Genomic DNA, 26,520 nt, shown 5'->3' with positions numbered 1-26,520 from the left:
CAGAGCGATCAGCCAGTGCGCAACCGCATGACCGATTGCGGCAACGACGCCAGAAACAGCACCGAGCAAACAGCGAGCAGGACGATGTCCTTGAACAGGAATTCGCCGGTCAAATTCCACGCCATGGGATCGGATGAAAGGCTCCATTTGACGACGCCCGGTGTCGTGAAGAAGAACGACCACGTGACCGCGAAGGTCACCATGCCCATCAGTGAGCCCAGCGCCGACAAGACCGGGCTGTATGCACCCGCCGCCAGCAGCGCCGCAATCAAGAACTCGGCAACACCGAGAAAATAGGCCTCTCCTCTCAAGCCGAATATCGACAGCCAGGAGACGAACGGACTGTTGCTGATGAACTGAGCGATGCCCTGTGCGGATTGCAAAGTGAACTTCTGCATTCCAAACGAGATGAAGATGATCACCATGACCCAGCGGAGTATGGCGAGCGGACGATAAGAACCGCCGCCATTCTCGGCGACGTTGAAGCCTCTCATAGGATGTGTCTCCCTGATTGCACGTGCAATTGTTGGCGAACGAAATGTTCGCTACGGGCTGTACGTAAGGGAGGGTTGGTCGTTACGTGGGGGGCGATGGCTCCACCGATCACAGTTGCGTGCAACGCGCGTGTTTGCGCCGCGATCGCGACGCAGATCGATTGTAGGCACGACTCAAATGAGCCCTGCCGGCCTTACGGAATCCTACCTGAAATAGCCCAGCACGAGATCGGTATCCGAACTGCCGGCGACGGTGCCGTTCAGCTCGGCGTCGATGACGCGGCGGCAGGCTTCGATCGCGGCGTGGTCGCCGAGATCGTTGGCGGCTTCGAGCACCAGCCAGGCGACATCGACCGTGGCCTTCTCCGGAGCCGACCCGCTCGTCTCGGCGGTGAGGCTTTTGGACTTGCGAACCGCGGTGCCGAATTGAGGCAACATTGCAAATACTCCCCTTCGAATTCCGGGATGATGCTCAGTGCACCTGTTGGAGTTCGGGCTGACGGCCCGCGTCGGCACCCGCCGTCTTGCGGGACTGGTAGAATTTCAAGACGCTGCGCGAGGTCTCAATCTTGAGCCGGCCGAACTCCCGCTCGCTGTCGTGGAGCTCGCGCGCCGTGATCAGATGATCCTTGGCGCCGAGGAACAGCAGCGACATCGTCGTATCCCACGAGAAATCGAGCGCCTTGCACAGCACCAGAATCATCTCGCGGTTGCGGTCCATCATCGCGCGCTCGATCACGTCGACGGGCAGCGACGACAACAGCGACAGGCCGATCTGCACCTCGTCGAAACGGTGCTGGCGCGCATAATTCGAGATCGAATCCTGGTTGAGGTTGCCCTGCCGGTACTGCGTCGTCACCACGCGCTTGGCGACGAAATAGCTGCGCGAGGACGGACCGAACTTGGATTGCAGATCGCCCGTGACCTCGGTCACCGAGCTCTGGATCTGCGACATCATCTCGGGGCGCTCGCTCTCGAGCCGGCGGCGGACGTCTTCCGACGCCTTGGAGATGAGCTGCTGGAAGACGTGACGCGGCACGTCCTTGCGCAGGCCGAGCTGCTCGGCGAGGATCGAATCGCCCTCGGCACGCCTGACCATGTGAAGCAGGCCCGAGCCTGAAAAGCGCGCGCCCTCGTTCCTGGCGACGGAGGTCACGACCTCCTGGTCGCCGCGCTTGACCAGCACGTCGGTAACGGCCTCGCCGATTGACTTTCGCTGGGCGATCGCCAGCAGGTGGGACTGGCCCTTGGTCAGGGCGCTCTCGACCAGCATCTTCTCGTCGATACGATTGGAGTCGCGCAGCACGGGACCGGCGACATCGATCTCGTCGTCGAGGGCGAGCTTGGCGATGACGTTGAGCGGGGCGTGATCACAGCCCGCCATCAGTTCGGAGAGCTGCGCCCGCGCGGCAACCTCGATCTCGTCGGCGAGACGCCCGATGACCTCGCCGAACGTGCTGATCTCGTTTTCGCTGTAGCGGCCGGTGATCAGGATGTCGGTCGCATGCCACAACGCCTTCACCCGGCTCTCATCGGTGCCGCGCGCGATCGCGTCGTCCAGATCCTGTAGAAGCGATTTCGCCCCGTTCATGTCGTTCACCCCAGTTCTTCCCAGTTCTTGGCGAGCCCATCCTGCTTGTGCTGGCAGGATGCCGAATTCCTATGGGAACAAACACTACGGAACAAACGCTGGGATCCGGTAAAGTCGGCAGATCAGTTTTGCTGACGAGAATTCATTCAAATGCGAGGGAATGGGTTTACCGGCGGGTAAGCGTAGGCAACGGCACGGGAGGCGTGCTCCCTCTCCCGCCTGCCGATGAAGCTGGAGGCCCTGACGCCTCCCCGGCGTCATGGCCGGGCGCGTCCCGGCCATCCACGCCTCACCGCACGCGCCTAAGAACGTGGATGCCCGGGACAAGCCCGGGCATGACGACCTATTTGCCTTACGGATTCTGTGGCGTCAGGACCAGCGGCGGTTTCGGCTTGGGCTTTGCCGGCGGCGGGCCGGGGGCAGGCCTCACCTCGATCGGGGGTGGCAGCGGCGCGACCTGGCTTGCCAGCGGCGGATTCGTCAGCGGAGGGTTTGTGATTGAAGGACTTGCGATTGAAGGACTTGTAATTGAAGGACTTGGCGCGGCGGGGGCTGCTTGCGGCGCCTTCGGCGTCGGCGCGGCTTTGGGCTTCGGCGGGGCGCGACGCGGATCGCGGCCTGGCAGCGGCACGTCGGTCAGCGACGGCTCCGGCGCGGGGTCCGGCGAGACCAGCGTCGGCAGCGCGGCGGTCGCCGGCGGCGGCTCGCCGCGCTCGATCGCATCCAGCCGGCGGGTCTCGCGATCGATCGTGCGCACCGCAAGCCATGACGACAGCGGCGACAGATCGACGGTGCGGCTCAGCCTGTCGGGGGGACCCGCCGCGAATAGCTGGATCTCCGGCGGAGCGCCGGACAGCCCGGTCATGATCGGCGTCAGGCTGGCACGGATGTCGGCCTGGTCGGCGGGAATGTCGTAGCCGCCGGACACGATGGCGCGGGCATTCTTCGCCTCGAGCGGTGTCGCACCGACGCGCAGGCGTCCGTCGCGGATCGTGAACGGGATCTGTGCCGAGGCGACCGCGATCGGCGCGGCGGCAAGCGCGGGCTCCACCAGTTGCCGCAGTCGGTTGTCGTCGGCGACCTGGCCGCCGTCGCTGGCGCGGATGGCGATCTCGAAAGCACGCGGATTGAGGCCGGCGATCTCGGCGGACTCCAGCGTCACCGTGCCGTTGCCGGCGAGTGCGCCGGTCAATGCCGCAACGCTGCGGCCCTGGCTCGTCAACGCCATCTGGATCGAGGCGCGTCCCTTGGGCAGCGCGAGATCGCGGTAACGCAGCGTCGTCGCATCGACATTGCTGAGATCGATGCGCGTATTCAGCGCGAGGCCGTTGGCGCCATTCCGCGCGTCAAGGCTTGCCGACATCTCGCCGCCGCCGATGCCGCCCTTGAGCGCATCGAGCGCGAGCGACTGGCCGTCGCTCCGGATAATCCCACCGACAGGGCGCAGCTCGATGCCGCCTGGCAGCGTCCCGCGCAACGCCTGGAATGCGACGCGGCCGCGCCAACCGCCGAGAAGCCCGGGACTCAACGCCTCGCCGGCATCATGTCCGGCAGCGCCAATCGCCATCGCGAGCGCCGGCATCAGGTCGAGCGTGTCGAGGCCGACTTCGCCGTCAACGCCCTTCTCCTGATCCAGCGTTACCGACAGATGACCGCGCAGATGAGAGCCGGCCGCGCTGCTGTCGAGATCGTCGAAGGTCAGGCGGTTGCCTGACAGCCCGACGCGCGAGGACAGGCTGACATTCCGGGTCGATTTGTCGGTCGGGCTGGTGCCGAACAACGGCGCCAGATTGGCGTTGCGCACGCGCAGGTTCACGCTGGCCTTTGGCTCCGGCGCGGACAGATCGACGCTGCCTTGCGCATCCGCATCCAGGCCGCCGCCGCCGCCGAGCTTCGCGGTCAATTGCAGCGGCCGGCGCCAGGCGCCGGTGACCTTGCCTTCGAACTGCGAGGCACCCTCGCCTGCGGCCACCACCCGATCGAGCCCGAGCAGCGCCAGCAATGCACCGGCCTGCGGTGTCGAGGCTTTCGACTCCAGCGTGAAGTCGCTGTTGCGCAAGCGGTCGATGTCGATGCCGTCGACGGCAGCGGCTGGCGTTTGCGCGACCAGCGTCGCGGTGGCCTTGAGCTGCGGCGCGTCGAGGTCGAGCACGGCGCGGGCGTCGCTGCGATCGGCATGCTCCGCATTCCTGTCGAGGCTGAGGTCGAACTTCAGGCGGGTCGCGCCGGGCAGCGGAGGGAGGGTATCGAAGCGTGCGCGCACCGCAGGCGCAAACGGCTCGAGCAGCGCGGTGAGCTCGCGCAGCGAACCGGCGGAGGATTTCAGCGCGAGCCTGCCGGTGGCCTTGACGCGGTCGAAGCCGCCGCTCGCCTCGGTGGTCACGCCGCTGGCCTGGCCGAAGCGCAACTGCTCCAGCGACAGCGCCGCCGGGCCGTAGCCGAGCTTTGCCGTGAACGGCCGCAGCTCCTGGCCCGCGGAGATCGCGCGGCCGACATCGAGCGACAGCTTTGCCTCCTCCGGCCATTCGCCTTGCGGGCCGCCGAGCGCACGGACAAAGCTCGCGGCGGCGTCGAGATCCAGACGGTCGGCCTTGAGCTCGGCGTCGATCCGCGAGCCTCTGCTTGCGCCGGTCTGGACGAAGGCGATGCGGCCCTCGACCGCGCCGCCTTCGATATCGGCCTTCAGCTTGTCGATGGCGAGATGGTTGGCGGCGATCGTCACGTCGCCCGCAAGCCGCAGCGGCCGCGTGCTGCGGCGGTTGACCTCGCTGCGGCCCTGGAGCCACGCCACCAGCGTATCCGGGTCGGCCGACTCCACGCTGAGACGGCCGCTGAAACTGTCGGCGCCGGGCGTGGCGCCGTTGAGCGACAGCTGCGTCATGCCGGGCGCGCGCAGCTCGAGCCGCTGGAAGGTCCAGGACCGGCCGTCGGTCTGAAGCTCCGTCGTGATGTTCTGGAGCGGACGGCCACCGAGCATGATTTGGTCGGAGTTGAACTCGATCTGCGCCGGGATCGGCGCCTGCGGGATCGCGGCGAGGCCCGCGCGCAGCGCCGGCAGGATCCGCAGCGGCTCGGCATCGCCCTTGCCGGCGAGCTTGTCGGCGTCGACCTGGCGCGCCGACAGCACCGCGCGCAGCAGCGGCGAGGCGCCGAACCTGAGATCGCCGACGCCGCCGACTTTCAACGCGTTGTCATCCGCGCCGAAGCTCACATCGACCTGATCGAACTTGGCCCCGGCCGGATCGGCCTTGAGCTTTGTCGTGAGCTTCCACGGCGTCGGCCCCGCCTCACCCGCCTTCCTGGTCGCCGGCACGGCGAGCGTCAGCGCCCCGTCGAATTTCGGCAGGCGGTTGTCGAAGGCGAGCACGCCTTCGACATCGGCGAGGATGGCGCGCTCGCCGGGATCGATGTTGAGGTGGAGACGGGTGGCGCTGCCGTCGGCGCTCGGGCCGGAAGAGACGCGAAACGGGTAGCGGACCCCGGCGGCGGTGAATCGACCGTCGCCGCGCACCGAGCCCGCCAGCGAGCGCACGTCGCCGGAGAAGGCGATGTCGTTGAGCTCCAGCGTCGAGCGGCTGGCGGCGTCGTGCAGGGCGATGCGGCCGGTGAGGTTGAGCCGTTCGATGGCCAGCGAGGCCAGATTGAAGGTGCCGCTCGCGGTGGACGGCAGATCGACCCGGCCCCTGGCGTCGAGGCCGAGATCCACCGCCATGCCGTTGACGGTCAGCTCGGTGGCGCGCCACTCGCCGCGCATCAGGGAGCTGAGGCTGAACTCGACGTCGAGCTTGTCGGCGCGCAGGCGGCCGAGATCGTTGTTGCCGCCGAAGGTAACCGCGCGCAGCCGCAGGGTCGGCGCCGGCAACAGCCGCGCGTCGAGCTCGCCCGCCACCCGCACCGGCACGCCGATGATCCGGCCGGCCTCCGCTTCGAACTGGGGCCTGAACTGGTTCCAGTCGATGTAGTAAGGCCCGATCAGCGCTGCGAGCAGCGCCAAGATGAAGGCAATCGCCAGTCCGAGCAGCGTCGTCTGCACGGGTCTCCCCTCGGCCAAACCGTGACCCGGGCCAAACCTTGACCTGGAAGGTTTCAGGCGCGCCGGAACAGCCCCTTATATATGGGGAAGTGTGGCGAAGTCACAGCGACTGTTGCGCGCGGAGGTTAACGGCCCCGGCCTACCAGCTGGCGGGGAGCTCCGTCAGGCCGCGCAGCACGAAGGTCGACCGCCATTTGGGGTTCTCGACGTCGTCGATGCGCAGATCGGGCAGGCGCCGCAGCAGCGTCGCAATGGCGATCTCGGCCTCGATGCGCGCTAATTGGGCACCCAGGCAGAAATGGATGCCGCCTCCGAATGACAGCGGCCTGACGTTCTGCCTGAGGACGTCGAGCCTGTCGGGGTGATCGGGGTAGACCGCGGGATCCCGGTTGGCCGAGCCCAGCAGGCAAAGCACGGTCTCGCCCTTCGGGATTTTCTTGCCGCCGAGATCGTCGATGTCCTCCAGCGCGACGCGGCCGGTCATCTGCACCGAGGAATCGTAGCGCAGGAACTCCTCGATGGCACTGACCATCAGTTCCGGCCGCGCCTTCAGCAGCGCGAGCTGGTCCGGATTGCGGTGGAGCGCCAGGGAGCCGTTGCCGATCAGGTTGACGGTGGTCTCGTGGCCGGCGCCGAACAGCAGGATGATGTTGGCGGTCAGCTCTTCGTTGCTGAGCTTGTTGCCGTCTTCCTCGGCCTGCACCAGTTGGGTGATGAGGTCGTCCCCGGGAGTCTTGCGGCGCAGCTCGAACAGCTGCTGGAAGTACATCTGCGCCATCATGTTGCCGGCGTTGCCCTTGGCGATCTCCTCCTTCGAGAGCGGCACGGGATCGAGCAGCCGGCCGCCGTCGCGCGAGCTCTTGTAAAAGACCTCGCGATGATCCTCGGGGATGCCGAGCATGTCGCAGATGATGGTCACGGGCAGGCGGAAGGCGAAATCCTCGATCAGGTCCATGTGGCCGCGATCGATCACGGCATCGATGGCCTGATCGACGATCTCCTGGATGCGCGGTCGCATGTCCTCGACCCGGCGCGCCGTGAAAGCTTTGACGACGAGGCCGCGGAGGCGGGTATGGTCGGGCGGATCGGCCTGCAGCATCCAGTGGCTCATGCTGCGGAACACCGGCTCGTCCATGATGGCCGGGCTGTAGCGGCGCTTGGAGCGCTCGACGAAGTCCTTGCCGAAGCGCCTGTCGCGCATCACGAGGCTGACGTCGGCATGGCGGCTGGCGACGAACTGGCCGAACGGCGTCACATGGATCGGATCGAGCGTGCGCAGCCGGTCGTAGTGCGGATAGGGATCGCGGATGAAGTCCGGCGCCAGCGGGTTGAACAGCGGATCGCCGCCTGCGGGTTGCGCTTGCTCGTTCATGGTGACCTCACATCGGTTGCCGCATGACACGAATACGCCGGCCGCCCCCGATGCCCGCGTAACCATCCCTGAAATTATCAACACGATACATTGTTGTATCGAGTTGCATTCTGCCCTAGCCTGCGCCGATGTCAAGGGTGAGAACCAGACCGACACGGGACGACACACGCGACAGACTGTTCGAGGCCGCGGCGCACGTGTTCGAGGCCGACGGCATCGGCGGCGCCAGCATCGAGGCGATCGCGGCCGCCGCGGGGTTCACCCGCGGCGCGTTCTATTCGAATTTCAGGAGCAAGGACGAGTTGATCATCGCCATGCTCGAAGACCATGTCGAGCAGTCGATCCGGCGCAACATGGACATCCTGGCGCAGCACGACAATCTCGACGATTTCATCGCGGCGCTGAAGGCGATGGACCGAACCAGGCAGGACCCGCTCGGCCGCTCGCCCCTGCTCCACATGGAGATGATCCTGTTCGTCGCGCGCGCCGAGAAGCGTCGCCCGGAACTCGCAAAACGCCTGCGCGCCCGGCGCAAGCTGATTGCCGACATCGTCGAGGCGACGTTGAAGGGCAACGGCAAGAACGGCTCGCTGAACCCGCCCTGGATGGCCTCCGTCGTGCTGGCGCTGGAAGACGGCTTTCGGCTGCACCGGCTGATCGATCCGGAGACCACGCCGGCGGACAGCTTTCTGCGCGCGATCACGGATTTGCGGCGGAGGACGGGGCTGGCGGCGGAGTGAACGGCACCTGAAGCTTCAGGTCAACGCACTCGCAGCAGCCGGCAGATTGCGACGATGCGAGAGCACCAGCAGCGTCATCACAAGAGCCAAATTCAGAACACCGGCCGCAGAGCCGATCGCGAAAGCCGTCGTATAGCTGCCGGTCAGATCGAACGTCGCGGCGCCCTGATATCCGCCGAATGCGTGGCCGATCCAGGCAAAGGCCAGGATGATTCCCATCAGCGCTCCGCGGCGCGCGGGCGGAGTCAGAGCCCGCGCAGAGACCAGCACGCTGGTCATGACCCCGGCGTAAGCGAACCCGTACACGATGGAGAAGATCAAGAACCCGCGAAACGATGCGAATTGCGTGAATGCCAGGACTCCGGCGGTCTGGAGCGACGACGCCACCGCCCACGATGAAAGCGGGCCGATCATGTCGCACAGCTTTCCGTATGCGATCCGGCCGACGATGGCGGCAAGCAGCATGGCGAGCATGACGCCGCCCGCATCGGTCGCGGGGATGCAGAGGCCCTGAATCATCGGCATCAGGTGCATGAGTGGGACCGCCATACAGGCGCAGCAGAAGAAGACCGCGACACTGAGGATGGGAACGGCGACGCTCGGTCGGATCTGAGGGATCTGTGCTGCTGCACCGCTGGCGGTGGCCGCCGGCGCGTCGCGCATGAACGCAGCCAATGGCAGCAGCGTCACAAGGATCGCCGTTCCCAATGCGATCATCGCGCCGCGCCAGCCGAAGCGCTCGATGAGATAGGCGGAGAGGAAGGGCACACCACCCTGGCCAACGGCCTGCCCTGCGGCGGCGACCCCGATGGCGAGGCCGGCTGACGTCGGGAACCAGTTTCCTACCGTCGCAAAGATCGGGGCGAAGAGCGCGCCTCCACTGAGTGCTCCGGCCAGAAAGAAGATTACATAAAGCTGCCAGGGCGCATCGGCATAGGCGGTCAGGAGCAGACAGGCGCCCATGACGGCCACTGCGATCAGACAGATCGGCCTGATGCCAAGACGGTCGGAGACGAATCCCATGATCACGCTTCCGGCCGCGATACCGAGCAGTCCGAAGCTGTTGATCGCGGCTATTTCAGAGCGGCCCCAACCTTCGGCCGCCTCCATTGCGACAAAAAACGCCGTGAGACCGTTGACCAGGGTGCCCATGATCATCGCGAGCATCAGCGCCGCGGATCCCGTCGTGTACCAGGCGCGATATCGCAACATCTGACGAGCTTTCTGCCTCATGGGTCCGGTTTCGCGCAATGATGACACGCGCGCGGCAGAAGACTTTGAGAAAACCTTGATTTGTCGCTGAGGCGCCCCTGATAATTGCTTCCCGGGCGCGGCCGGACCAAGTCCTCCAATCGGCGAATGTCCGCTGCCGGGGGATCGGGCAGAGCGTGGCCGAACGCCTACTTGATCGCCGCATCGATCGTCGCCAGACTATGCCGGGCTTTTCGGAGATCGGCGTGCAACTCAAGCACCTTCAATATCTGGTCACTTTGGCGAAAGAGCGGCATTTCGGCCGTGCGGCGAGTGCCCTGGCGATCAGCCAGTCTGCGCTTTCGCAGGCTATCCAGCATCTCGAAAAGCATTTCAGCACGCCCATCGTGCTCCGGCACCAGAGCGGATTTCAGGGGTTCACGCGGGAGGGAGAGGCAATCCTCAGCTGGGCGAGGCAATCGCTTGCCGACCATGACCGGCTGCTGAACGCGAGCCAGCACGACAACGACACCGAATTGAAGGGCAGCCTGCGCCTCGCTCTGTCGCCGGTCGCGATGTCGATCACGTCGCTGCTGACGGCGCCGTTCGCCGAACGCTATCCGGGCATCACGATCTCCGTACTCTGCAAGACGATGCCGGAGATCGAACGCGGCCTGAAGGAGTTCGAATACGACGTGGGCGTGACCTATCTCGACGGGATCACCCTCGGCGGCCTGAGACCCTACACGCTCTACGACGAAAATTATTATCTGCTGGTCCCGAAGGATCACTTCCTGAGCGACAGGACATCGATCGACTGGGCCGAGGTCGGCGAGCTGCCGCTATGTCTGCTCAGCCCGAACCTGCACAACAGGATCATCATCGACCGGATCTTTTCGAGCGTCGGCGTCACGCCAAAGGCTGTGATCGAGACCAATTGCAGCCTGGGATTGTTCGCCCACATGCGGACCGGCAATTGGCTGACCATCGTGCCACATTCCTATTTCTACCTGCTCGGCGACTGGCTGTTCATCCGCTCCATCCCGATCGTCAATCCCGCGACCACCGCGACGATCGGTCTCGTAATTCACGAGCGTGACCCGATCTCGCCGAACGTCCGGGCGTTCGTCGAGGTCGCGCAAGAGGCACTGATCGGAAAGCAGCTCGACCGCTACCGAACCTGACCGATTGTCGCAGGTCTTCCCGGCCGGCGAGCCGTCGGCTGATAAGCAAAATTGACCGCGTCATAAGGCGTTTGTGCCCAACAAAGCCGCCCGGCCAGTGAACTATTTGGACTTGAGAGTCCGCCTCCGTTCCCTCGATAAGGACGCATCTTCAATGGAAAAGGAAGCGTCGCGATGCGGACCTACCCCAAGTTCAAAGTCGCGGCCATGCATGCGAGCCCGGTCTTCCTCGACACTGCGAAGACCGTGGACAAGGCCTGCTCCCTGATCGAGGAGGCTGCCAGCAACGGCGCCAGCATGGTCGTGTTCCCCGAGGCGTTCATTCCGTGCTTCCCGATCTGGCACTCGCTGCGGGCTCCGGGCTTCAACCACGACTATTTCCGCCGTCTCGCGGCTGCGGCCGTGCACGTCCCGGGCCCCGAAGTGCGTCGTCTCGCCGAGCTTGCCAAGCGACGCGAAATCGTGATCTCGATGGGGATCAACGAGGGTACGACGGCCAGCATCGGCTGCCTCTGGAACACGAACATCCTGATCGGAAGCGACGGCCGGCTGCTCAATCACCATCGCAAGATCGTTCCGACCTACATGGAGAAGCTCACCTGGGCGAACGGCGATGGCGCGGGCCTGCGCGTCGTCGACACGCCGCTTGGACGTATCGGTGCGCTCATCTGCGCGGAGAACTGCAACCCGCTGGCCCGTCATGCGCTGATGGCGCAAGGCGAGCAAGTTCACATCGCGACCTATCCCTCGACATGGCTGAACGGCGGTAACATGAGCCTTGCGGAAGGCGTGCGCATCCGCACCGAGGCCCATTGCACCGAGGCCAAGGTATTCACGATCGCCGCCTCGATGTTCCTCACGGAGACCGCGAAGGACATCCTCGCGGAAGGCGACAAGGAGCTCCGCGCCAGAATGGATGCGGGCGAACGCAACCCGACCATGATCATGGGGCCGAGCGCCGAGCTGAAGGCTCCGGTGCTAAGGGACGAGGAAGGCATTCTCTACGCCGATATCGATATCAACGATTGCATCGTGCAGAAGCAATTCCACGACCTCGCCGGCTACATGAACCGCTTCGACATCTTCAACCTGACGGTCGATCGCTCCACCAACGATCCCGTGACGTTCGCGCCTGCCCGCGGCCGGCGCGAGCATCTGGACCTCGATCTCACCGAGGATCCGGCGGGTGCCTGGTCGCGCGCGCCCCAAGCGGCGGAATGAAGACGTCCGGACCGCCGCGCGGCGACTAGGCAATGGATAGGCCTGTGATTAACGCTCGAATCGATGGAATTTTCGTCGGCCGCTCTGCGCCGCTGGGCAAGGGCAGTGTGCCCAGTGCGTTCGTGAAGACGCGCGTGTCCGGCGCAATCGAAGCAGGCGTTTCGGGCTTCACCGGCGACGAACAGGCAGACCTGCGGGTTCACGGCGGCCCTGACATGGCGATCTACGCCTATGCGCTGTCGCACTACCGGGATTGGACGACAGAATTTCCGGAGCATGCCGGGCTCTGGGATGCGGGAGCATTGGGCGAAAATCTCGCGATGGACGGCTGGGAAGAGACCAACGTCTGTATCGGCGATATCGTTCAGATCGGCCAGACGCTGCTTCAGGTCACGCGCCCCCGGAAACCGTGCTTCAAGCTCGCATTGCGATTCAACGATCTGCGTTTGCCGCGCCGGCTGGTCGAGGCCGGCCGGTGCGGATGGTACTATCGCGTCCTGAAGAGCGGTTCGATCGCCACAGGCGATGACGCAATCCTGGTGCGCCGGCTGTATCCGGACTGGAGCATCCGCCGCGTCAACGACCTGAGCATCGCCCCGGACGCCGACCTCGCCGATTTGCGCGAGCTCGCGGGCTTGCCGGAGCTTGCCGGCAACTGGCGCGCCCAGGTCCAGGCGGCAGCCCTTGCGAGGGAAGCCGTGGCCAAGCAGAACGCGTTCCGGGAGTTCACCGTCGTCGGGGTCCGGGACGAGACAGCGCAGATCCGCTCGTTCGAACTCGCTCCCGCCGACGGCAACGGAACTCCCGTTGCGGTGCCCGGCCAGCATCTCGTCGTTCGCAGCGGACAGAGCACATCGCGGCCCTATTCGATCTCCGCCATTGCCGCAACAGTTCTTCAGATCAGCGTGAAGCGCGAGACCGGCGGCTTCTCGGAATGGCTGCATGACTCCGTCAAGGCCGGCGACCGGCTCAGCGTGCTCGGCCCGCGCGGCTCGTTCAGGCTGGACACATCGAGCGATGCGCCGCTTGTCCTGATCTCAGCAGGTGTCGGCATTACGCCCGTTATGGCGATGCTGCAGGCAGCGACGACCAACAATGGAGCGAGAATCGTCCCGGCCAGCGTGTCGTTCGTCCATTGCACCAGGAACTCCCATCACCAGGCGTTCAAGACGCCATTGTCCGACATCGGCGCGAGGCATCCCTCGGTCCGGTTTCACACGCGCTTCAGCCGGCCGCTGGCGACCGATCGGATCGGTGTCACGCATGATAGCGTCGGCCGGATCGACAAGGACCTGATCCGCAAGATCGTCGCTCCGCTCGGCGCGTGCAATGTCTATGTCTGCGGCCCCCTCGCCTTCATGTCCGACGTTTCCAGCTGGATCAACGACATCGGGGCGCCCGGTATTCGCGTGATGACTGAGGTTTTCGGGCCTGCGGCTGGAAAAACGCCGGCCGCAGGACCGCCAAAAAGGCCCCGGCATTCGCGCGTCGTGTTCGCACGGTCGGAACGATCCTTGCAGATGAACAGCATCGGCTCGCTGCTCGAACTGGCGGAAGCGGAAAACGTGCCTGTGAATAGCGACTGCCGTTCCGGTGTCTGCGGCGCCTGCGTTGCAAAGGTGATCTCCGGCGAGGTCGGTTACGAATTCGAGCCGGTCGCCGCGCTGGCCGAAGGAGAAGCGCTTCTATGCTGTGGTTTTCCTCTCACCGAAGACCTCGTTCTCGATCTCTAGGTCGCGCGGCCATCAATGACGCGCGCGATGCCGGCCGGATTTCTGCTTGTCAAGGGATGCACCATGAACCTGAACATCACACGACGTCATGCGACCGCAATGCTGATCGCCGCGCTCGGAAGCGGCCTTCGCTCCGCTCACGCCGACGATCCTGCGCCGCTGCGCATTGTTCATGATCTGCCGATCGCGTGGCTGCCGCTTTACGTCGCCTACGAGCGCAAGCTGTGGCAGGCCGAAGGCATCGCACCGACCACCATCCCGTCACCCCACGGAACTGCAACCCTCATCTCGGTCTCGGGCGGCGCTGCGGATATCGGCGTGTCGACCGAGATGTCGGTCTGCGTCGGGGCCTTCAGCAAGACGCCGGTCAAGATCATCGCGGCGTTCAATCAGGTCGAGAACATGGAGCTCGTCTGCTCGACCGCGATCAAGACCCCGGCAGATCTGAAGGGGAAGCGGATCGCGGTGGTTCAGGCGAACCCGTCGCAATATTACTTCTCGTTGCTGCTGAAGAAATACAATCTCGGTCCGTCCGATCTTTCCATCGTGCGGCTGGGCCCGGCGGAAATGATGTCGGCCCTGAGCGGCGGCTCGATCGACGGCTTCGTCTGGCAGGAGCCGTTTCTGACCCAGGCGACCAAGCTCCCAGGGAACAAATTCCACCGCCTCAGCGAGCCCGGCCTCAACAAGATCTTCGCCTCGATCATCGTCAACGAAAAGACCTTGCAGGAACGGCGACCTGCCCTGGTGAAGGCGCTGAGGGCGCTGGACCAGGCCTGCGCCTTCATTCGCGGGAATGGCGAGGAAGCGGTGCGCATCGGGGCGCAGTTCTCGCAGATGGATGCGGCGGTCGCAGCCGATGCGATCGGCCGCATGCAGATCGGCCTGTCGCTGGACCCGCAAGTGATGATCGCCAAGATGACCGATGAGGCCAACTGGGCGCTTGCCGAAGGCATCGCGCGGCCGGGCTCCCCCATACCCGACTACGCCAGTTATCTCGATCCCACCGTGCTGGCCGACGCGAGGCGATCATGATTGGGCAAGCGCTCCAGAGACAGGGCTTCGTCCCGATTCCCGATTTCATCAACGTCGATTCCGTCTCGTTCCGGTTCGACGCAAGGCAATTGGCGCTGGGCAACGTCAAGCTGACGATTCCGCTCGGCCAGTTCGTCTGCCTGCTGGGCCCGAGCGGATGCGGCAAGACCACGCTGCTCAACCTGATCGCCGGCTTTCTGGCGCCGACCGACGGCTATGTCTTCGTCAACGGCAAGGTGGTGGACGGCCCCGGCCCCGATCGCGGCATGGTGTTCCAGGACTACTCGCTGTTTCCCTGGCTCACGGTGCTCAAGAATATCGAGTTCGGTCCCGATATCGCCGGCATGCGCGCGTCCGCACGCCGCGAGCGCGCCATGCACTATCTCGATCTGGTCAATCTCGGACATATTGCCGACAGCTATCCGACGCAATTGTCGGGCGGCATGAAGCAACGCGTCGCGATCGCCCGCGCCCTCGCAGCCGGGCCGAAAGTGCTGCTGATGGACGAGCCTTTCGCCGCACTCGACGCCATGACGCGAAGCAAGCTCCAGCTCGAACTGATCCGCATCCACGAGCTCGAGCGGCCCACGATCCTGTTCGTAACGCACAATATCGACGAGGCGATCAGGCTCGCCGACCGCGTCCTCGTGATGTCACCCAACCCGGGCCGCGTCGTGTCCGACGTGACGATTGATATGGAGAAGCCTCGTGCTCGCACCTCCGTCGAGTTCTCTCGCCTCTACGACCGTTTCGAAGCCGAAATCGGTCTTGAGAGTTCCTAGGATCAGGATGGACACCAGGCGGGTCAGAAGCGCCGTCATCAGCGTCCTCGGCATCGGCGGCTTCTTCCTGCTCTGGCATCTGATCGCCGTCAGCGGCCTGGTCGACCGGGTCATGCTGCCCTCGCCTGCCGAGGTGTTCTGGTCTGCCTTGGCCATCGCCAGGACCGGGGAGCTGCAGGACCACATCCGCGCCAGCATCTTCCGGATGGCGCTCGGCTACGCCGCCGGATCGAGCCTCGGGATTCTCATGGGCGTCCTGCTCGGCCGCAGCACGTTCCTGGAATCGCTGGTCGGGCCCATCCTCCAGATGGCGCGCGCGATCCCTCCGCTCGCGCTGGTGCCGCTGATCATCTTCTGGTTCGGCGTCAACGAGGGAGCCAAGATATCCCTGATCGGATGGGCGACATTCTTTCCGGTCTGGATCAACACGCTGCTCGGTGTGAAAGGCGTCAATCCGTTGTTCATTCGCGCAGGGCAAAGCCTAGGCGCGCGACGCGCCACGCTGCTGCTGAAAGTCGTCATTCCCGCGGCGCTCGCGCCGATATTCTCGGGAATGCGGGTGGCCCTGTCGATGTCGTTCACGGTGCTGGTGGCCGCGGAATTGGCCGGGGCGCTCGCCGGCCTCGGCTACCTGATCCAGATGTCGGCGCTGTCGTTCCGCGTCGATACCATCTTCGTCGGCGTCGTCGTGCTCGCCATCCTTGGCTTCATCGCCGATACGCTCTTCGTGCAGTTGCTGTATCGGCTGTTCCCCTGGTATCGCAGCGAGCAGACCGGGAAATAGCCGCCATGCATCGGCCTCAGGCCGACCGCTTCACCTCGTCGCGCCCCGCCGTCCCCATATCCAGCCGCGCCAGCATCGCCCTCGCCTGCTCGGCGCAATGCTCGATCAGCCAGCGCTCGAACGCGACGGGGGGAAGCGCGGGGGCGTAGAGGAAACCCTGGACGACGTCGCAGCCGAGCTCGGCCAGCACCTTGCGCTGACCTTCCGTCTCGACGCCTTCGGCGACGACGGTCATGCCGAGGCCTTGGCCGACGCGCACCACGGCGGTGGCGATCGCAACGGCGCCGGCGTCACGCTCGATGTCGCGCATGAAACTGCGGTCGATCTTGAGCTCGCGGATCGGCAGATGGGCGAGCCGGCTGAGGCTGGAATAGCCGGTGCCGAAATCGTCAACGGACAGGCCGACGCCGAGCGCGCGGATCGCATGCATCGTCTCCAGCGCGGCGGCGCCGTCCTGCATGAAGGTGCCTTCGGTAATCTCGAGCATCAGCGCGTCCGGGGGCAGCGCGTTTTCGGCGAGGATGTCCTTGAGCCGCGCGGCGAGCGTGACGTTGCGGAAATTGATCGGCGACAGGTTCACCGACACGCTGTGGATGTTGAGCCCGGCAGAGCGCCAGCTCGCCATCTGGCGGCAGGCCTCGCGCACCGACCAAAGGCCGATCTGCTCGATCAGGCCGCACTCCTCGGCGAGCGGGATGAATTTTGCCGGCGAGACATCGCCGAGCGCGGCATCGTGCCAGCGCGCCAGCGCCTCGACGCCGTGGATCGCGCCGTCGCAGCTGCGGATCTGCGGCTGGTAGTTCAGCGTCAGCGCGCCCTCGGCGACGGCGCGGCGGAGCGCCGCGATCAGCGCCAGCCGCTGCTCGGCGAGCCCGTTCATCTCGGCGCTGAAGATGCGATGTGTCGAACGCCCCGCCTGCTTGGCCATGTACATGGCGGCATCGGCCTGCTGCATCAGCGTGTCGATGTCGGTGGCATGATCTGGATAGAGGCTGATGCCGATGCTGGCCGACATCGGCATCAGCTTCGATCCGAGCCGTAAAGGTGCGGCGAGCGCCTCCATGATCCCGGCCGCGACGCGCTCGGCGCTCTCGGCGTTACGCTGCGGCAGCAGGATGACGAATTCGTCGCCGCCGAGCCGGCCCAGCATGTCCTCGGGACCGATATGCTCGCGCAGGCGCTGCGCCAGCTGGACCAGCAACTCGTCGCCGGCGGCGTGACCGAGCGTGTCGTTGACGTCCTTGAAATGGTCGACGTCGAGGAAGGCCAGCGCGACATGGCTGCCGTTCGGACAGGCATCGATCGCCGTGGTGATCAGGTGCCGCAGCTGCGCGCGGTTCGGCAGGCCGGTGAGGATGTCGTGATAGGCGAGCCGCGCGATCTCGGCGCGCGCCTCCTTGCGCTCGATCGCGAAGGCGCCGAGGTTGACGCAGGCCTCGACGATGCGCCGGTGCCAGTTGCTCGGCGCACGCGGCTCGCGGAAATAGAAGGCGAAGGTGGCGATGACCCGGCCGTCCTTGGCCTTGATCGGCGTCGACCAGCAGGCGCGTAGACCAACCCCAAGTGGACCAGCCTTGTAAGGCTGCCAGCGTGGATCGGTGTCGAGATCGGTCGCCAGCACCGGTATGCCGTAGAAGGCGGCAGTGCCGCAGGAGCCGACATTGGGGCCGATCGCAACGCCGTCCAGTGCGCGGGAATAGTCTTCGGGCAGGCTGGGGCCACCGAGCGGATGGATCAGTCCGGCGGAATCGATATGGAGCAGCGAGCAGACGACGTCGGGCGCGATCTCCTCGACCCGGCGGCACAGCCGGTCGGCGATCTCGGCGATCGGAATTTCATCAGCGAGCGCGCTCATGATGAGCTGCTGGAGCGAATGCAGCTGCCGCGTTTCGGTGATGTCCTCGATCAGCGCAAAGATGTGTCTGGCGCGGCCCTTCTTGTCGCGGAAGGCGTCGATCCTGGCACAGACCCAGATCTCCTCGCCGTCCTTGTTGTAGACCAGCGTCTCCACCTTGCCGCGGCGACCGCCGTCGATCAGGCGTTTGAAGAGCTTGGCGATGGCCGTGCGGTTGGTATGGCACCCGGCGATGAGCTCTCCCGCACGCCGCCCCTCCGCTTCCTCGCTGGTATAGCCGAACAGCGCCGTGAAAGACGCGTTGACGTAGCGGATGTTCTGCTCGGTATCGGTGATGATCACCGCGCGGTTGGTCTGGTCCGAGACCGCGTTGAGAAGCCCGATCCTGACGCGGCGCTCGGCTTCAGCGGTGACGTCGCGCGCGAACAGGATGTGATGGGTCGCACCGCCGACGGTCGTGGACGACAGCGACACCGACGCCCTGATCCGGCTGCCGTCGGGCCGCACGAGGCTGATCTCGTCGCGGAAATCCGCGACCGGATCGGCCTGAAGGAATGCGAGGCCGAGGACGCCTGCGTCGCGGCCGAGCACCTCGGCGCGCGCAAGCTTCCATATCCTCTCGGCGCTCGCATTGAAATGCGTGATGCGGCGTGCGTCATCGACGACGACGATACCATCGTCGGCGCATTCGAGCGCAGCGCGCAGCACATCCGGAATTTCGGTCACTGGGTAATCGGAAGCAAACATCGGTAGACCCGGCAGCATCGGGAAGAAGCGGCAATCGCTCCGACGCTAACGGTCCGATGGTGTCCAAGACGTTTTTGCAACCGGGTTACGCCCTGCCAAGACGCGACATGCTTAACATTCCGCGAAAGAAGCGAAGGTATTTTGATGCACGCGAGACCTAGTCAGCTCCGGCTTTGAGCGTGTGCAGCCGGCCGGCCACGGCCCGCACCTTGCGGGGCGAGGCCTGCCAGATCGACAGCGCCGACAAGCCGCTCACGACCATCGCGATGACGAAGGCGAGCGTGTAATCGCCGGTGCGATCATAGAGGAAGCCGGTCAGCCAGGGCCCGGCCGCGCCGCCGGCCAGCGCCGCCAGCATGATCGTGCCGAAGATGCTGCCCTGGTGCTTGCCCTGAAAGATCTCGAACACCACCGCGCCCATGATCGAGGTGAGCCCGTAGCCGAGCGCGCCCTGCGTGAGCACCATCAGATAGACGAGCCAGAGCGAGGGGTGATACTTCAGCGCCATCAGCGCCGCGAAGCAGATGACAAAACCCGCGCAGCTGATCGCCCACACCCACTCCCGTCCGATCCGGTCGGAGACATGGCCCAGCACGATCTGGCCGGGAATGCCGAGCAGGCTGACGGTGCCGAGCGCCCACACCGCAACATTTGGGCTGAAGCCGATGTCGAGCAGGAATTTGGTCTGGTGCACCTGCACCGCGTACCAGATATACAGGCCGCAGAAATAACCGAGCGCGATCCACCAGAACCGCGCCGTCGCAACCGCCCGCCTCAGCGTCCAGTCGGTACCGACCCAGACGGGATCGACGATGTTGGAAACCGGCTTTGCCGCACCTGCCGAAGGCGCGGCGTCGCCGTCGGGTTGAAGGCCGATGTCCTCCGGCCGCCTGTGCAGGAACAGATTGATCGGCGCCAGCACGACCAGGATGAGCAGGCCCATCGCGGTACAGGCGGTACGCCAGCCGGTCTGCTCGATCATGTGCTGCACCCATGGCAGCAATGTCACCGAGCCGATGCCGACGCCGGCAAAGGCGATGCCGATGGCAAAGCCGCGCTTGCGGATGAACCAGTTCGGCAGGAACAGCGACTGGCCGGAATAGCCGAGACAAACGCTGCCCGCGCCGACCATGACGCCGATGGTCACGTAGAGATGCCAGGGCGCGCTGGTGAGCGGGGCGAGCAGCAGTCCGCCGGCCATCAGCACCACGCCGAGCTCCATCACCGCGCGCGGCCCGGCGCGATCCATCAGGCGGCCGATCAACGGGCTGACGATGCCCGACACCACGAAACCAAAGGAAAAGGCGCCCGCGGTGACGCCGCGCTCCCAGCCGAACTCGGAAATGATGGGAGGAAAGAACAATGAAAAGGCGGTGCGCGCGTTGACCCCGATGGCCATGGTGACGAACGTCACGGCGACCACGACCCAGCCGTAGAAGAACGGAAGACGCATGATGTGATTGTTTCATCCCTAGATGGTGCTAACGACCATCCGGAGCCGCCCGGGTCAAGTGATTTTCGTGGCCGCGTTTGGGCGGGATGCTCAGGCCGCGTCGCGCTGCGATCGCCGGGCGGGAGCGTCGAACGCGATCTGGTCGACCGGCTGCGGACGCCCGAACAGATAGCCTTGGGCGAAATTGACGCCGAGTGCCGTCAGCCGCTCGAACTCCTCGGCTGTCTCGACGCCTTCGGCGGTCACCGACATGTCCAGCCCGCGCGCCAGCGTCACGATCGAGGAGATGATGGCGGAGCTGCGCGGTTGATGCGTGAGACTGCGGATGAACGACTTGTCGATCTTGATCTTGTCGAACGGGAACGCGGTGAGATAGCTCAGCGACGAATAGCCGGTGCCGAAATCGTCGAGCGCAAGCTCGATGCCGATATGCTTCAGCCGCTCCATGAAGGCGTGGTTCTCGACGCCGCGTTCCAGCAGCACCGATTCCGTGATCTCGATCTCCAGCCGCTGCGGCGGCAGGCCGGAATCGGCCAGTGCCGCGCAGATCGTCTCGAACAGCTCGGCTTCCTTGAACTGGATCGGCGACAGGTTCACGGCGACCATCAGATCGGACGGCCAGGCGGCGGCGTCCGCGCAGGCGCGTCGCAGCACGAACTCGCCGAGCGGCACGATCAGCCCGGTCTCCTCCGCAAGCGCGATGAACTGGTCCGGCGGGATCAGGCCCCGGCTCGGATGCCGCCAGCGCACCAGCGCCTCGAAGCCGCGACGACCGCCGCTGGCGACGTCCACGAACGGCTGATAGTGCACCTCCAGCTGGCACAGCGCGATGGCGTCGCGCAAATCCCCTTCCAGCGTGTTGCGCGCCTCGAGCTCGGCCGACATCACCTCGTCGTAGACGGTGAAACAGTTGCGGCCGGCCGATTTCGAGCGATAGAGCGCAAGATCCGCCTTCTTCAGCAGTTGCTCCTGGTCGCTGCCGTGGTCCGGCGCGATCGCGATGCCGATGCTGGTCCCAATCTCGACGCGATGGCCGGGCAGCAGGAACGGCTCGGCCACAAGCTTGGCGATCCGCGCCGCGAGCTCGGTCGCGCTGCCGCGCTGATTCTCGCAGGCTTCCTGGATGATGGCGAACTCGTCGCCTCCGAGCCGCGCCAGCACGGCGGTGGCGCGCAGCGCGGATTTCAGGCGCAACGCCACCTGGCGCAGCAGCGCATCCCCGGCGCCGTGACCGAGGGAGTCGTTGACGTTCTTGAAGCGGTCGAGATCGAGCATCAGGATCGAGAACGGCAGGCCCTTCACGCTCAACTGGCTGTTCATCATGTCGAGCCGGGCGAGGAAGAACGCACGGTTCGGCAGCCCGGTCAGGACGTCGGTCTGCGCGAGCTCGAGCACGCGCCGGTTCGCCAGCGACAGCCGGCGCGAATTGCGGCTTGCCAGCATGAGATAGGTTGCAAGCGACAACGTGAGCAGCATGCCGACGATGATGACGGCAACGGCGCGGTCGTAGACCGTCTCCAGCGAACCGCCGGCCGCGGGCACCGCGCGCACCTGCCAATCGGCGTCCCCGATCCTGAGAATGCCGGACCAGTGCCGGCCTTGCGCGACGTCGCGCATCGACTGGGGAGCGGAGGCCGAGGACGCGAAATCCGGCAGCGCATGCGCCATGCTGACGATCCGCCCGGTGAAGGGCGGATAGATGTTCACGCTGACCGCCGGGCTCGCTCCTGTCGTCACGCGAATCGATTGCATCAGCAGCGGCAGGTCGAACACCCCGACGACGTAGCCCGCGAGATTGCGGCGCCGGTCCGCGATGGTCTCGCGCGAGGTTCCCTTGGCATAGACGGGGACGCCGACGATGACGTTGGGCAAGCGGCTGCTTTCGCGCGGCTCGTAGAGTCGCCCACGGATTGCGGTAATCCGGTCGCTGTCGCGCGCGCGCTCGAGTGCCACGCGGCGTTCGGGAATGCTCGCATAGTCCATGCCGTAGACCGGTGAGGTCTTCGGCTGCGTCGAGTAGAAGATCGGGAAATATTCGTCGCCCTGCGGCGCCGGTGCAAAGTCGTCGCCTTGCAGCGACTTGATGCGATAGCCGGACACCCCGTCCGTGATCGCAGCGGCTTCGTATTCGGCGCGCTCCTTGCGGTTGACGCGCGGCAGCCAGGCGACGCGCAGCATGCCGGGATGGCGCTCGAACAGGCGCGTGCTGAAGGTCTCGAATTCGCTGCGGGTGATCTCCTCGTTGGTCGATTCGAACAGCGTACGCAGCGCGACGAGCCTGCTGATGTACTCGCCCATGCCGTTCTGCATGACGATTGCTTCGGTTTCGGCCGCGTTCTCGAACTCGATCTTGTTGACCCGATCTTCCCATCGCGCCACGGCGGCCGCGCCCGCGATCGAGAACAGCAGGCCGACGCCAGCCGCGACGAGCGCAGGGCGATAGAGTCCGAGCAACGGCGAGGCACGCCACCACGCCGCTACACCCTTCCGATCCTGATCCTTCTGATCGTGATCGCCCATCGTGATCCGCACGTTCCCCTTGGCCCGGCCGGCCGAACTTCTGGTTGAGATGCCGCAACTGCTATCGGTCAAGGATCGCGGTTAAGAACTGCAAAATTTCGGAACCCGGCCGCCTCACAATGCGCGGCTTAGTTAACGATTGACCCACAAGTTGCGTCAGTCTGGCAGCAACTTGCCGGTCTTCCCCGGAGTTCTACGGGCCATCGTTGCCGGGCGGATTAGCGGCCTGTTCAGCGCGCAGAGCTATCCTTTCCGCAATTCGTCCTGCATCTGGCCGGCGCCCGCATGACACGATCGCGACCCGCGACCTACCTCGCCTTGATCCTCGCACTGCTCGCCCTGTCGCCGCCCTCCGCGAAAAGCGACGAGGCCGGCGTCAGCGACGACGCGATCCTGTTCGGCCAGGCCGCCGCCCTCGAAGGCCCCTCCGCGGTGCTCGGGCAGCGCCTGCGGCAAGGCATCGTCACGGCGTTCACCGAGATCAACGCCAAGGGCGGCGTCCACGGTCGCAGGCTTCAGCTGATCAGCCGCGACGACGGCTACGACCCCGACCGCTCGGTGGCGCAGACGCTGCGGCTGATCGACGAGGACAAGGTGTTCGCGCTGATCGGCGCGGTCGGCACCCCGACTGCGATGGCGACGATTCCGATCACCAGCGCGAGGAACGTCCCTTTCATCGGCCCGTTCAGCGGCGCCGAATTCCTGCGTGACCTCGAACTGCCGAACGTCGTGAACATCCGCGCGAGCTACGACGCCGAAGCCGAATCGTTCATCAAGCACCTGACCGAGGATCGTGGCTTCACCCGGATCGGCATCTTCTACCAGGACGATTCCTTCGGTCGCGACGTTCTCGCCAGCGTCAAGCGCGCGCTTGCGATGCGCAATCTCGAGCTTGCGGCCGAAGGCACTTATGAGCGCAACACGCGCGCGGTCGGTTCGGCCTGGCGCATGATCAAGCGGGCCGACCCCGAGGCCGTCGTCATGGTCGGGACCTACGGTCCCTGCGCGGAGTTCATCAAGCTCGCGCACCGCAGCGGCTCCCATCCAACCTTCGCCAACATCTCCTTCGTCGGCGCCACCGCGCTTGCCGGGGAACTCGGGTCCGATGGCGAAGGCGTGGTCGTTGCGCAAGTGGTGCCGTTTCCCTGGGATCGTTCGCTCAAGCTCGTCAGCGACTACCAGGCGGCGCAGAAGGCGCTCGACCCGACGCTGACACCGGACTTCGTGTCGCTCGAGGGCTATCTATCCGGACGCCTCGCGGCGTCTGCGCTGGAAAAGACCGGACCGAAACCGACGCGGGTAAGCCTCTTGCGTACCATCAACGATATCGGCCGCTTCGACATCAGCGGCAGCATCGTCACCGTCGGCGTTCGCGCGATCGACGCGCCGCCGAAAGTGTTCCTGACGGTGATCCAGAAGGACGGCACGTTCAAGGCGGTCGATCGGCTCTAGGGCGTGTACACATAGATGGCTGGAAGTCTGCTTCCGGGAGCACAGCAGACCAATTGTGCTCAACCTGAGTTCTTCGCATTTTGACCCAAAGCGGCCCACCAGCATCTAGTCAGGGGGCGGGTGCAGCTTATGCCAATTTGCACGAGCGGTTTCCGCTGATCCGCCGCGCCGTACTTCATCTTCTCTAAAAACTCTCCAATACCGATAGGTGCAATATAGCCCGCACAGCCAAAGGAAAGCGAAAAGCAGAACAAGGGCACTAATAAAGCTCTTCGCGAACTCGATTGGATCGAGAGCCTTCACCACGAAAATCAAGGCGAGACATACAGCTCCAGCAACCGTAAAGCCGCGCACTCGAAGCCGCCAAAATCGGACGCCCTCTGAAACAGTCATCCCTCTTCCTTCAGGGTACGTACGCTCTCGCGCTCAATGACTCTGCGGCTTTCGTCTTCCATCCGGGGACGACTGAGATGTCTCGTGAGCCGTCCTTCAGCGCCCCATCCGCGCCGCCTCGCAATCGGGGCCAACAGCAGGCAGGCCAAGTTTAAAGCAATCAGCGCGATCAGTAGATAGAGGCCGTAAAACACGAAAATGCAGGACGCGCCGCCGACGATAAGGAAGAGCAGCACGGTGGGCGGGATTTTGATGCGAAACATGCTCACCATGGTAGCACAACGTCGCCTAGGTTCGCGCCCGCCCACGAACAAGGTTTGCAGACCGTTTAAGTACGCTGTTGGCCCCTGAACCGAAGCTCGATTGAGCGCGCGTCATGTCGGCTGTCAGGGGGTAGACCCGACGCTGATCCAACTTCGCATCCACTGCTGCTTACGACCCAAAGAAAACACTGCCCCGCTTGGAGGGCCTGTTGGCTCGCGCGCGCGACTAGAACGGTTCAGTCTTTCGAGCGCAGCCCCGTTTCGATGCGTTGAATCAGCTGCGGCCGCAAGGAAGGCACCACGTCGCCGAGGACGACGAAGGTGCGGACGATGGGCAAATACGGCTCCATGGCCGCCGCAAGCTCCGCGAACGACATGCCGGACAGCCGCGCGTATTCGGATTGCGCCGCCGCATTGGTCGCGCGCGGACGCTCCGGATTGTCAGCTATTTCCGGGGCGAGTTCGGAAAGGATGACATGCAAGAAACCAAGATCGAGGGCGGCCGGCGCGCGCATCGCGAAAGTCCAGTCGACGAGCTTTGGGCCTTCCGCCGTCATGATCACGTTGCCGGGGCTAAGGTCGCAATGGCAAAGCCCGTTACCGATCGGCAGGTGATCAATCAGGGCGAGGATATCCGCGGCGATGCGCTTCGGGACCTTGCCGTCGTCGTGCTGCAACTCGGTCTCCATATAGTCGCGCATGGAAGGCATCTCAGGCGGCGCGGATGTCTTATGAAGAGACATGGCCAGAGCCGCGACGATTGCGCCCGCCTGTCCGAACGTGACCGTGCCGGTCCGCGAGAGATGCAACAGGGTTGGTCCGTCAAGACGCTCCAGCACGATGCCGAAGCGCCCGTCCAGCGTCAACTCGCCGAACACCTCCGGCACCGGAAGACCGGCAGCGAAGACAGCGCCGATCATGCGCATTTCATGCCGACCGAACTCACGAGAGACGCCGGCCTTGAACAGCTTCACCACTTGACCGGGCGCCCAAGCATAGGCTTCCGAGAAGGCACCTTCACCAATCTTTTCCCCCAGGGGTCCCTGCATGCCCGTTCTCCGCCGTGCAGAGGAAACACCAGCGGCGAGCAAAAAGGAACCCCTTCCGTCGCGGCGTCGCTTCGTCCTACGCTAAATGGTCGTAGTCCGGTTGTGGCCCTGATTCCGTCAGTTCAAACTTGACTGGTCGGCCGGTCTTCTTCTGCCGGACGGTCGCGCGGTCGGCCGAATACCCGCTCGGCGCAAGGTCTTCAACTTTCAAGGCTACGACGTCGCAGCCGCGCAGCTTGCTATCGATGGCGACGTTGAACATTGCCAGATCGCGCGTTCGGCCTTCGACCTGCAGCTTGGTTCGGATTGACCAAACGTGCTTTGGACGGAACGGCGGTTTTGCGCCGACGATCTTCCCCTTGTTCCAAGGAGCGTGCTTCGAGACGGCAGGGACAGTATTTCGAACAATGGTCATGTTGACCTCCTCAGCTAGTGAGGCTGGTCATTTCTTCAGTCCGGAGCCCTTCCAATCCGGCGTCCGCATTGGGCCGGAGCGTCTCGCAACGTGCCTATGAAGACGTCTTACTCTCGTTGCGATCCGACGAGCAGAGCGCGGTAGTCGTCTCCGACGAGGGTGAACATCTTGCGCTGCGTCAGGTCTTGGTCAATTTGATCGCCGCCCGCCGCC

The 26,520-nt window shown here is 64.8% G+C and carries 19 protein-coding genes and 1 pseudogene; 8 read left to right on the top strand and 12 right to left on the bottom strand.

The features are described 5' to 3' along the window. Positions 1 to 8: 8 nt before the first annotated feature. From FNV92_RS09115 to FNV92_RS09095, 5 genes are all read right to left on the bottom strand, one after another. Positions 9 to 494 (bottom strand): DUF417 family protein, encoded by a 486-nt coding sequence (locus FNV92_RS09115; protein WP_143841254.1) that lies wholly within the window; start codon positions 492 to 494, stop codon positions 9 to 11. 204 nt (positions 495 to 698) lie between these two features. Then, the gene (locus FNV92_RS09110) at positions 699 to 932 is read right to left on the bottom strand and encodes a hypothetical protein (RefSeq protein ID WP_015684345.1); all 234 of its coding nucleotides are present in this window, start codon (positions 930 to 932) and stop codon (positions 699 to 701) included. A 34-nt stretch (positions 933 to 966) separates the two neighbouring features. Then, a complete protein-coding gene (locus FNV92_RS09105) occupies positions 967 to 2,085 on the bottom strand; it encodes a DUF2336 domain-containing protein (RefSeq protein ID WP_041748127.1) in 1,119 nt (372 codons plus the stop codon). A 352-nt stretch (positions 2,086 to 2,437) separates the two neighbouring features. Beyond that, positions 2,438 to 6,118, bottom strand: coding sequence for an AsmA family protein (locus tag FNV92_RS09100; protein WP_143841256.1), 3,681 nt, complete (start codon positions 6,116 to 6,118; stop codon positions 2,438 to 2,440). Between the two features lie 139 nt (positions 6,119 to 6,257). Then, positions 6,258 to 7,490 (bottom strand): cytochrome P450, encoded by a 1,233-nt coding sequence (locus FNV92_RS09095; RefSeq protein WP_168213288.1) that lies wholly within the window; start codon positions 7,488 to 7,490, stop codon positions 6,258 to 6,260. 128 nt (positions 7,491 to 7,618) lie between these two features. Between FNV92_RS09095 and FNV92_RS09090 the strand changes: the two genes are divergently transcribed. Further along, positions 7,619 to 8,230 carry a TetR/AcrR family transcriptional regulator gene (locus FNV92_RS09090; protein WP_143841258.1) on the top strand — a complete coding sequence of 204 codons (612 nt, stop codon included), beginning with the start codon at positions 7,619 to 7,621 and terminating at the stop codon, positions 8,228 to 8,230. 15 nt (positions 8,231 to 8,245) lie between these two features. Here the strand turns inward: FNV92_RS09090 and FNV92_RS09085 are convergent, their stop codons facing one another. Beyond that, a complete protein-coding gene (locus tag FNV92_RS09085; RefSeq protein ID WP_244623737.1) occupies positions 8,246 to 9,463 on the bottom strand; it encodes an MFS transporter in 1,218 nt (405 codons plus the stop codon). 224 nt (positions 9,464 to 9,687) lie between these two features. On the opposite strand from FNV92_RS09085, the gene FNV92_RS09080 reads away from it, so the two are divergent. From FNV92_RS09080 to FNV92_RS09055, 6 genes are all read left to right on the top strand, one after another. Continuing rightward, positions 9,688 to 10,605, top strand: a complete 918-nt coding sequence (locus tag FNV92_RS09080; RefSeq protein ID WP_143841259.1) for a LysR family transcriptional regulator — start codon at positions 9,688 to 9,690, stop codon at positions 10,603 to 10,605. 174 nt (positions 10,606 to 10,779) lie between these two features. After that, entirely contained in the window at positions 10,780 to 11,826 is a 1,047-nt protein-coding gene (locus FNV92_RS09075) for a carbon-nitrogen hydrolase family protein (RefSeq protein WP_143841260.1), read from the top strand. A 44-nt stretch (positions 11,827 to 11,870) separates the two neighbouring features. Then, positions 11,871 to 13,559, top strand: a complete 1,689-nt coding sequence (locus tag FNV92_RS09070; RefSeq protein WP_168213289.1) for an MOSC and FAD-binding oxidoreductase domain-containing protein — start codon at positions 11,871 to 11,873, stop codon at positions 13,557 to 13,559. 63 nt (positions 13,560 to 13,622) lie between these two features. Beyond that, positions 13,623 to 14,594 (top strand): ABC transporter substrate-binding protein, encoded by a 972-nt coding sequence (locus tag FNV92_RS09065; protein WP_168213290.1) that lies wholly within the window; start codon positions 13,623 to 13,625, stop codon positions 14,592 to 14,594. Further along, positions 14,591 to 15,376, top strand: coding sequence for an ABC transporter ATP-binding protein (locus FNV92_RS09060; protein ID WP_143841263.1), 786 nt, complete (start codon positions 14,591 to 14,593; stop codon positions 15,374 to 15,376). The genes FNV92_RS09065 and FNV92_RS09060 overlap by 4 nt, the downstream gene beginning before the upstream one ends. Before the next feature lie 7 nt (positions 15,377 to 15,383). Beyond that, complete coding sequence (locus FNV92_RS09055; protein ID WP_143841264.1) at positions 15,384 to 16,160, top strand: ABC transporter permease; 777 nt, start codon at positions 15,384 to 15,386, stop codon at positions 16,158 to 16,160. Positions 16,161 to 16,176: 16 nt separating this feature from the next. Here FNV92_RS09055 and FNV92_RS09050 read toward each other — a convergent pair whose 3' ends face one another. The 3 genes from FNV92_RS09050 to FNV92_RS09040 all read right to left on the bottom strand — a co-directional run bounded on the left by FNV92_RS09050 (position 16,177) and on the right by FNV92_RS09040 (position 22,735). Continuing rightward, positions 16,177 to 18,762 carry an EAL domain-containing protein gene (locus tag FNV92_RS09050; RefSeq protein WP_143841265.1) on the bottom strand — a complete coding sequence of 862 codons (2,586 nt, stop codon included), beginning with the start codon at positions 18,760 to 18,762 and terminating at the stop codon, positions 16,177 to 16,179. Positions 18,763 to 18,919: 157 nt separating this feature from the next. Continuing rightward, positions 18,920 to 20,215, bottom strand: a complete 1,296-nt coding sequence (locus tag FNV92_RS09045) for an MFS transporter (RefSeq protein ID WP_143841266.1) — start codon at positions 20,213 to 20,215, stop codon at positions 18,920 to 18,922. A gap of 90 nt (positions 20,216 to 20,305) precedes the next feature. Further along, positions 20,306 to 22,735 carry a bifunctional diguanylate cyclase/phosphodiesterase gene (locus FNV92_RS09040; RefSeq protein WP_143841267.1) on the bottom strand — a complete coding sequence of 810 codons (2,430 nt, stop codon included), beginning with the start codon at positions 22,733 to 22,735 and terminating at the stop codon, positions 20,306 to 20,308. Between the two features lie 285 nt (positions 22,736 to 23,020). Here FNV92_RS09040 and FNV92_RS09035 point away from each other — a divergent pair, with 285 nt between their 5' ends. Then, positions 23,021 to 24,187 carry an ABC transporter substrate-binding protein gene (locus FNV92_RS09035; RefSeq protein WP_143841268.1) on the top strand — a complete coding sequence of 389 codons (1,167 nt, stop codon included), beginning with the start codon at positions 23,021 to 23,023 and terminating at the stop codon, positions 24,185 to 24,187. Between the two features lie 389 nt (positions 24,188 to 24,576). On the opposite strand, the gene FNV92_RS09030 is transcribed toward FNV92_RS09035, so the two are convergent. The 3 genes and pseudogenes from FNV92_RS09030 to FNV92_RS09020 all read right to left on the bottom strand — a co-directional run. After that, entirely contained in the window at positions 24,577 to 24,843 is a 267-nt protein-coding gene (locus FNV92_RS09030; protein WP_143841269.1) for a hypothetical protein, read from the bottom strand. A 236-nt stretch (positions 24,844 to 25,079) separates the two neighbouring features. Further along, a complete protein-coding gene (locus FNV92_RS09025; RefSeq protein WP_143841270.1) occupies positions 25,080 to 25,892 on the bottom strand; it encodes an aminoglycoside phosphotransferase family protein in 813 nt (270 codons plus the stop codon). Positions 25,893 to 26,004: 112 nt separating this feature from the next. Beyond that, positions 26,005 to 26,307: pseudogene (locus FNV92_RS09020) on the bottom strand (site-specific integrase); the annotation flags it as partial. Positions 26,308 to 26,520: the final 213 nt, after the last annotated feature.

It is taken from the genome of Bradyrhizobium cosmicum (assembly GCF_007290395.2).
Taxonomy (GTDB): domain Bacteria; phylum Pseudomonadota; class Alphaproteobacteria; order Rhizobiales; family Xanthobacteraceae; genus Bradyrhizobium; species Bradyrhizobium cosmicum.
Note: the sequence above shows the minus strand (reverse complement) of the source record. Positions and strands in the feature narration are given on the sequence as shown.

Coding starts and splice junctions, on each gene's coding strand:
- FNV92_RS09115 (WP_143841254.1), bottom strand. CDS start 494: ATGAGAGGCTTCAACGTCGCCGAGAATGGCGGCGGTTCTTATCGTCCG.
- FNV92_RS09110 (WP_015684345.1), bottom strand. CDS start 932: ATGTTGCCTCAATTCGGCACCGCGGTTCGCAAGTCCAAAAGCCTCACC.
- FNV92_RS09105 (WP_041748127.1), bottom strand. CDS start 2,085: ATGAACGGGGCGAAATCGCTTCTACAGGATCTGGACGACGCGATCGCG.
- FNV92_RS09095 (WP_168213288.1), bottom strand. CDS start 7,490: ATGAACGAGCAAGCGCAACCCGCAGGCGGCGATCCGCTGTTCAACCCG.
- FNV92_RS09090 (WP_143841258.1), top strand. CDS start 7,619: ATGTCAAGGGTGAGAACCAGACCGACACGGGACGACACACGCGACAGA.
- FNV92_RS09085 (WP_244623737.1), bottom strand. CDS start 9,463: ATGAGGCAGAAAGCTCGTCAGATGTTGCGATATCGCGCCTGGTACACG.
- FNV92_RS09075 (WP_143841260.1), top strand. CDS start 10,780: ATGCGGACCTACCCCAAGTTCAAAGTCGCGGCCATGCATGCGAGCCCG.
- FNV92_RS09065 (WP_168213290.1), top strand. CDS start 13,623: ATGAACCTGAACATCACACGACGTCATGCGACCGCAATGCTGATCGCC.
- FNV92_RS09060 (WP_143841263.1), top strand. CDS start 14,591: ATGATTGGGCAAGCGCTCCAGAGACAGGGCTTCGTCCCGATTCCCGAT.
- FNV92_RS09055 (WP_143841264.1), top strand. CDS start 15,384: ATGGACACCAGGCGGGTCAGAAGCGCCGTCATCAGCGTCCTCGGCATC.
- FNV92_RS09050 (WP_143841265.1), bottom strand. CDS start 18,762: ATGTTTGCTTCCGATTACCCAGTGACCGAAATTCCGGATGTGCTGCGC.
- FNV92_RS09045 (WP_143841266.1), bottom strand. CDS start 20,215: ATGCGTCTTCCGTTCTTCTACGGCTGGGTCGTGGTCGCCGTGACGTTC.
- FNV92_RS09040 (WP_143841267.1), bottom strand. CDS start 22,735: ATGGGCGATCACGATCAGAAGGATCAGGATCGGAAGGGTGTAGCGGCG.
- FNV92_RS09035 (WP_143841268.1), top strand. CDS start 23,021: ATGACACGATCGCGACCCGCGACCTACCTCGCCTTGATCCTCGCACTG.
- FNV92_RS09030 (WP_143841269.1), bottom strand. CDS start 24,843: ATGTTTCGCATCAAAATCCCGCCCACCGTGCTGCTCTTCCTTATCGTC.
- FNV92_RS09025 (WP_143841270.1), bottom strand. CDS start 25,892: ATGCAGGGACCCCTGGGGGAAAAGATTGGTGAAGGTGCCTTCTCGGAA.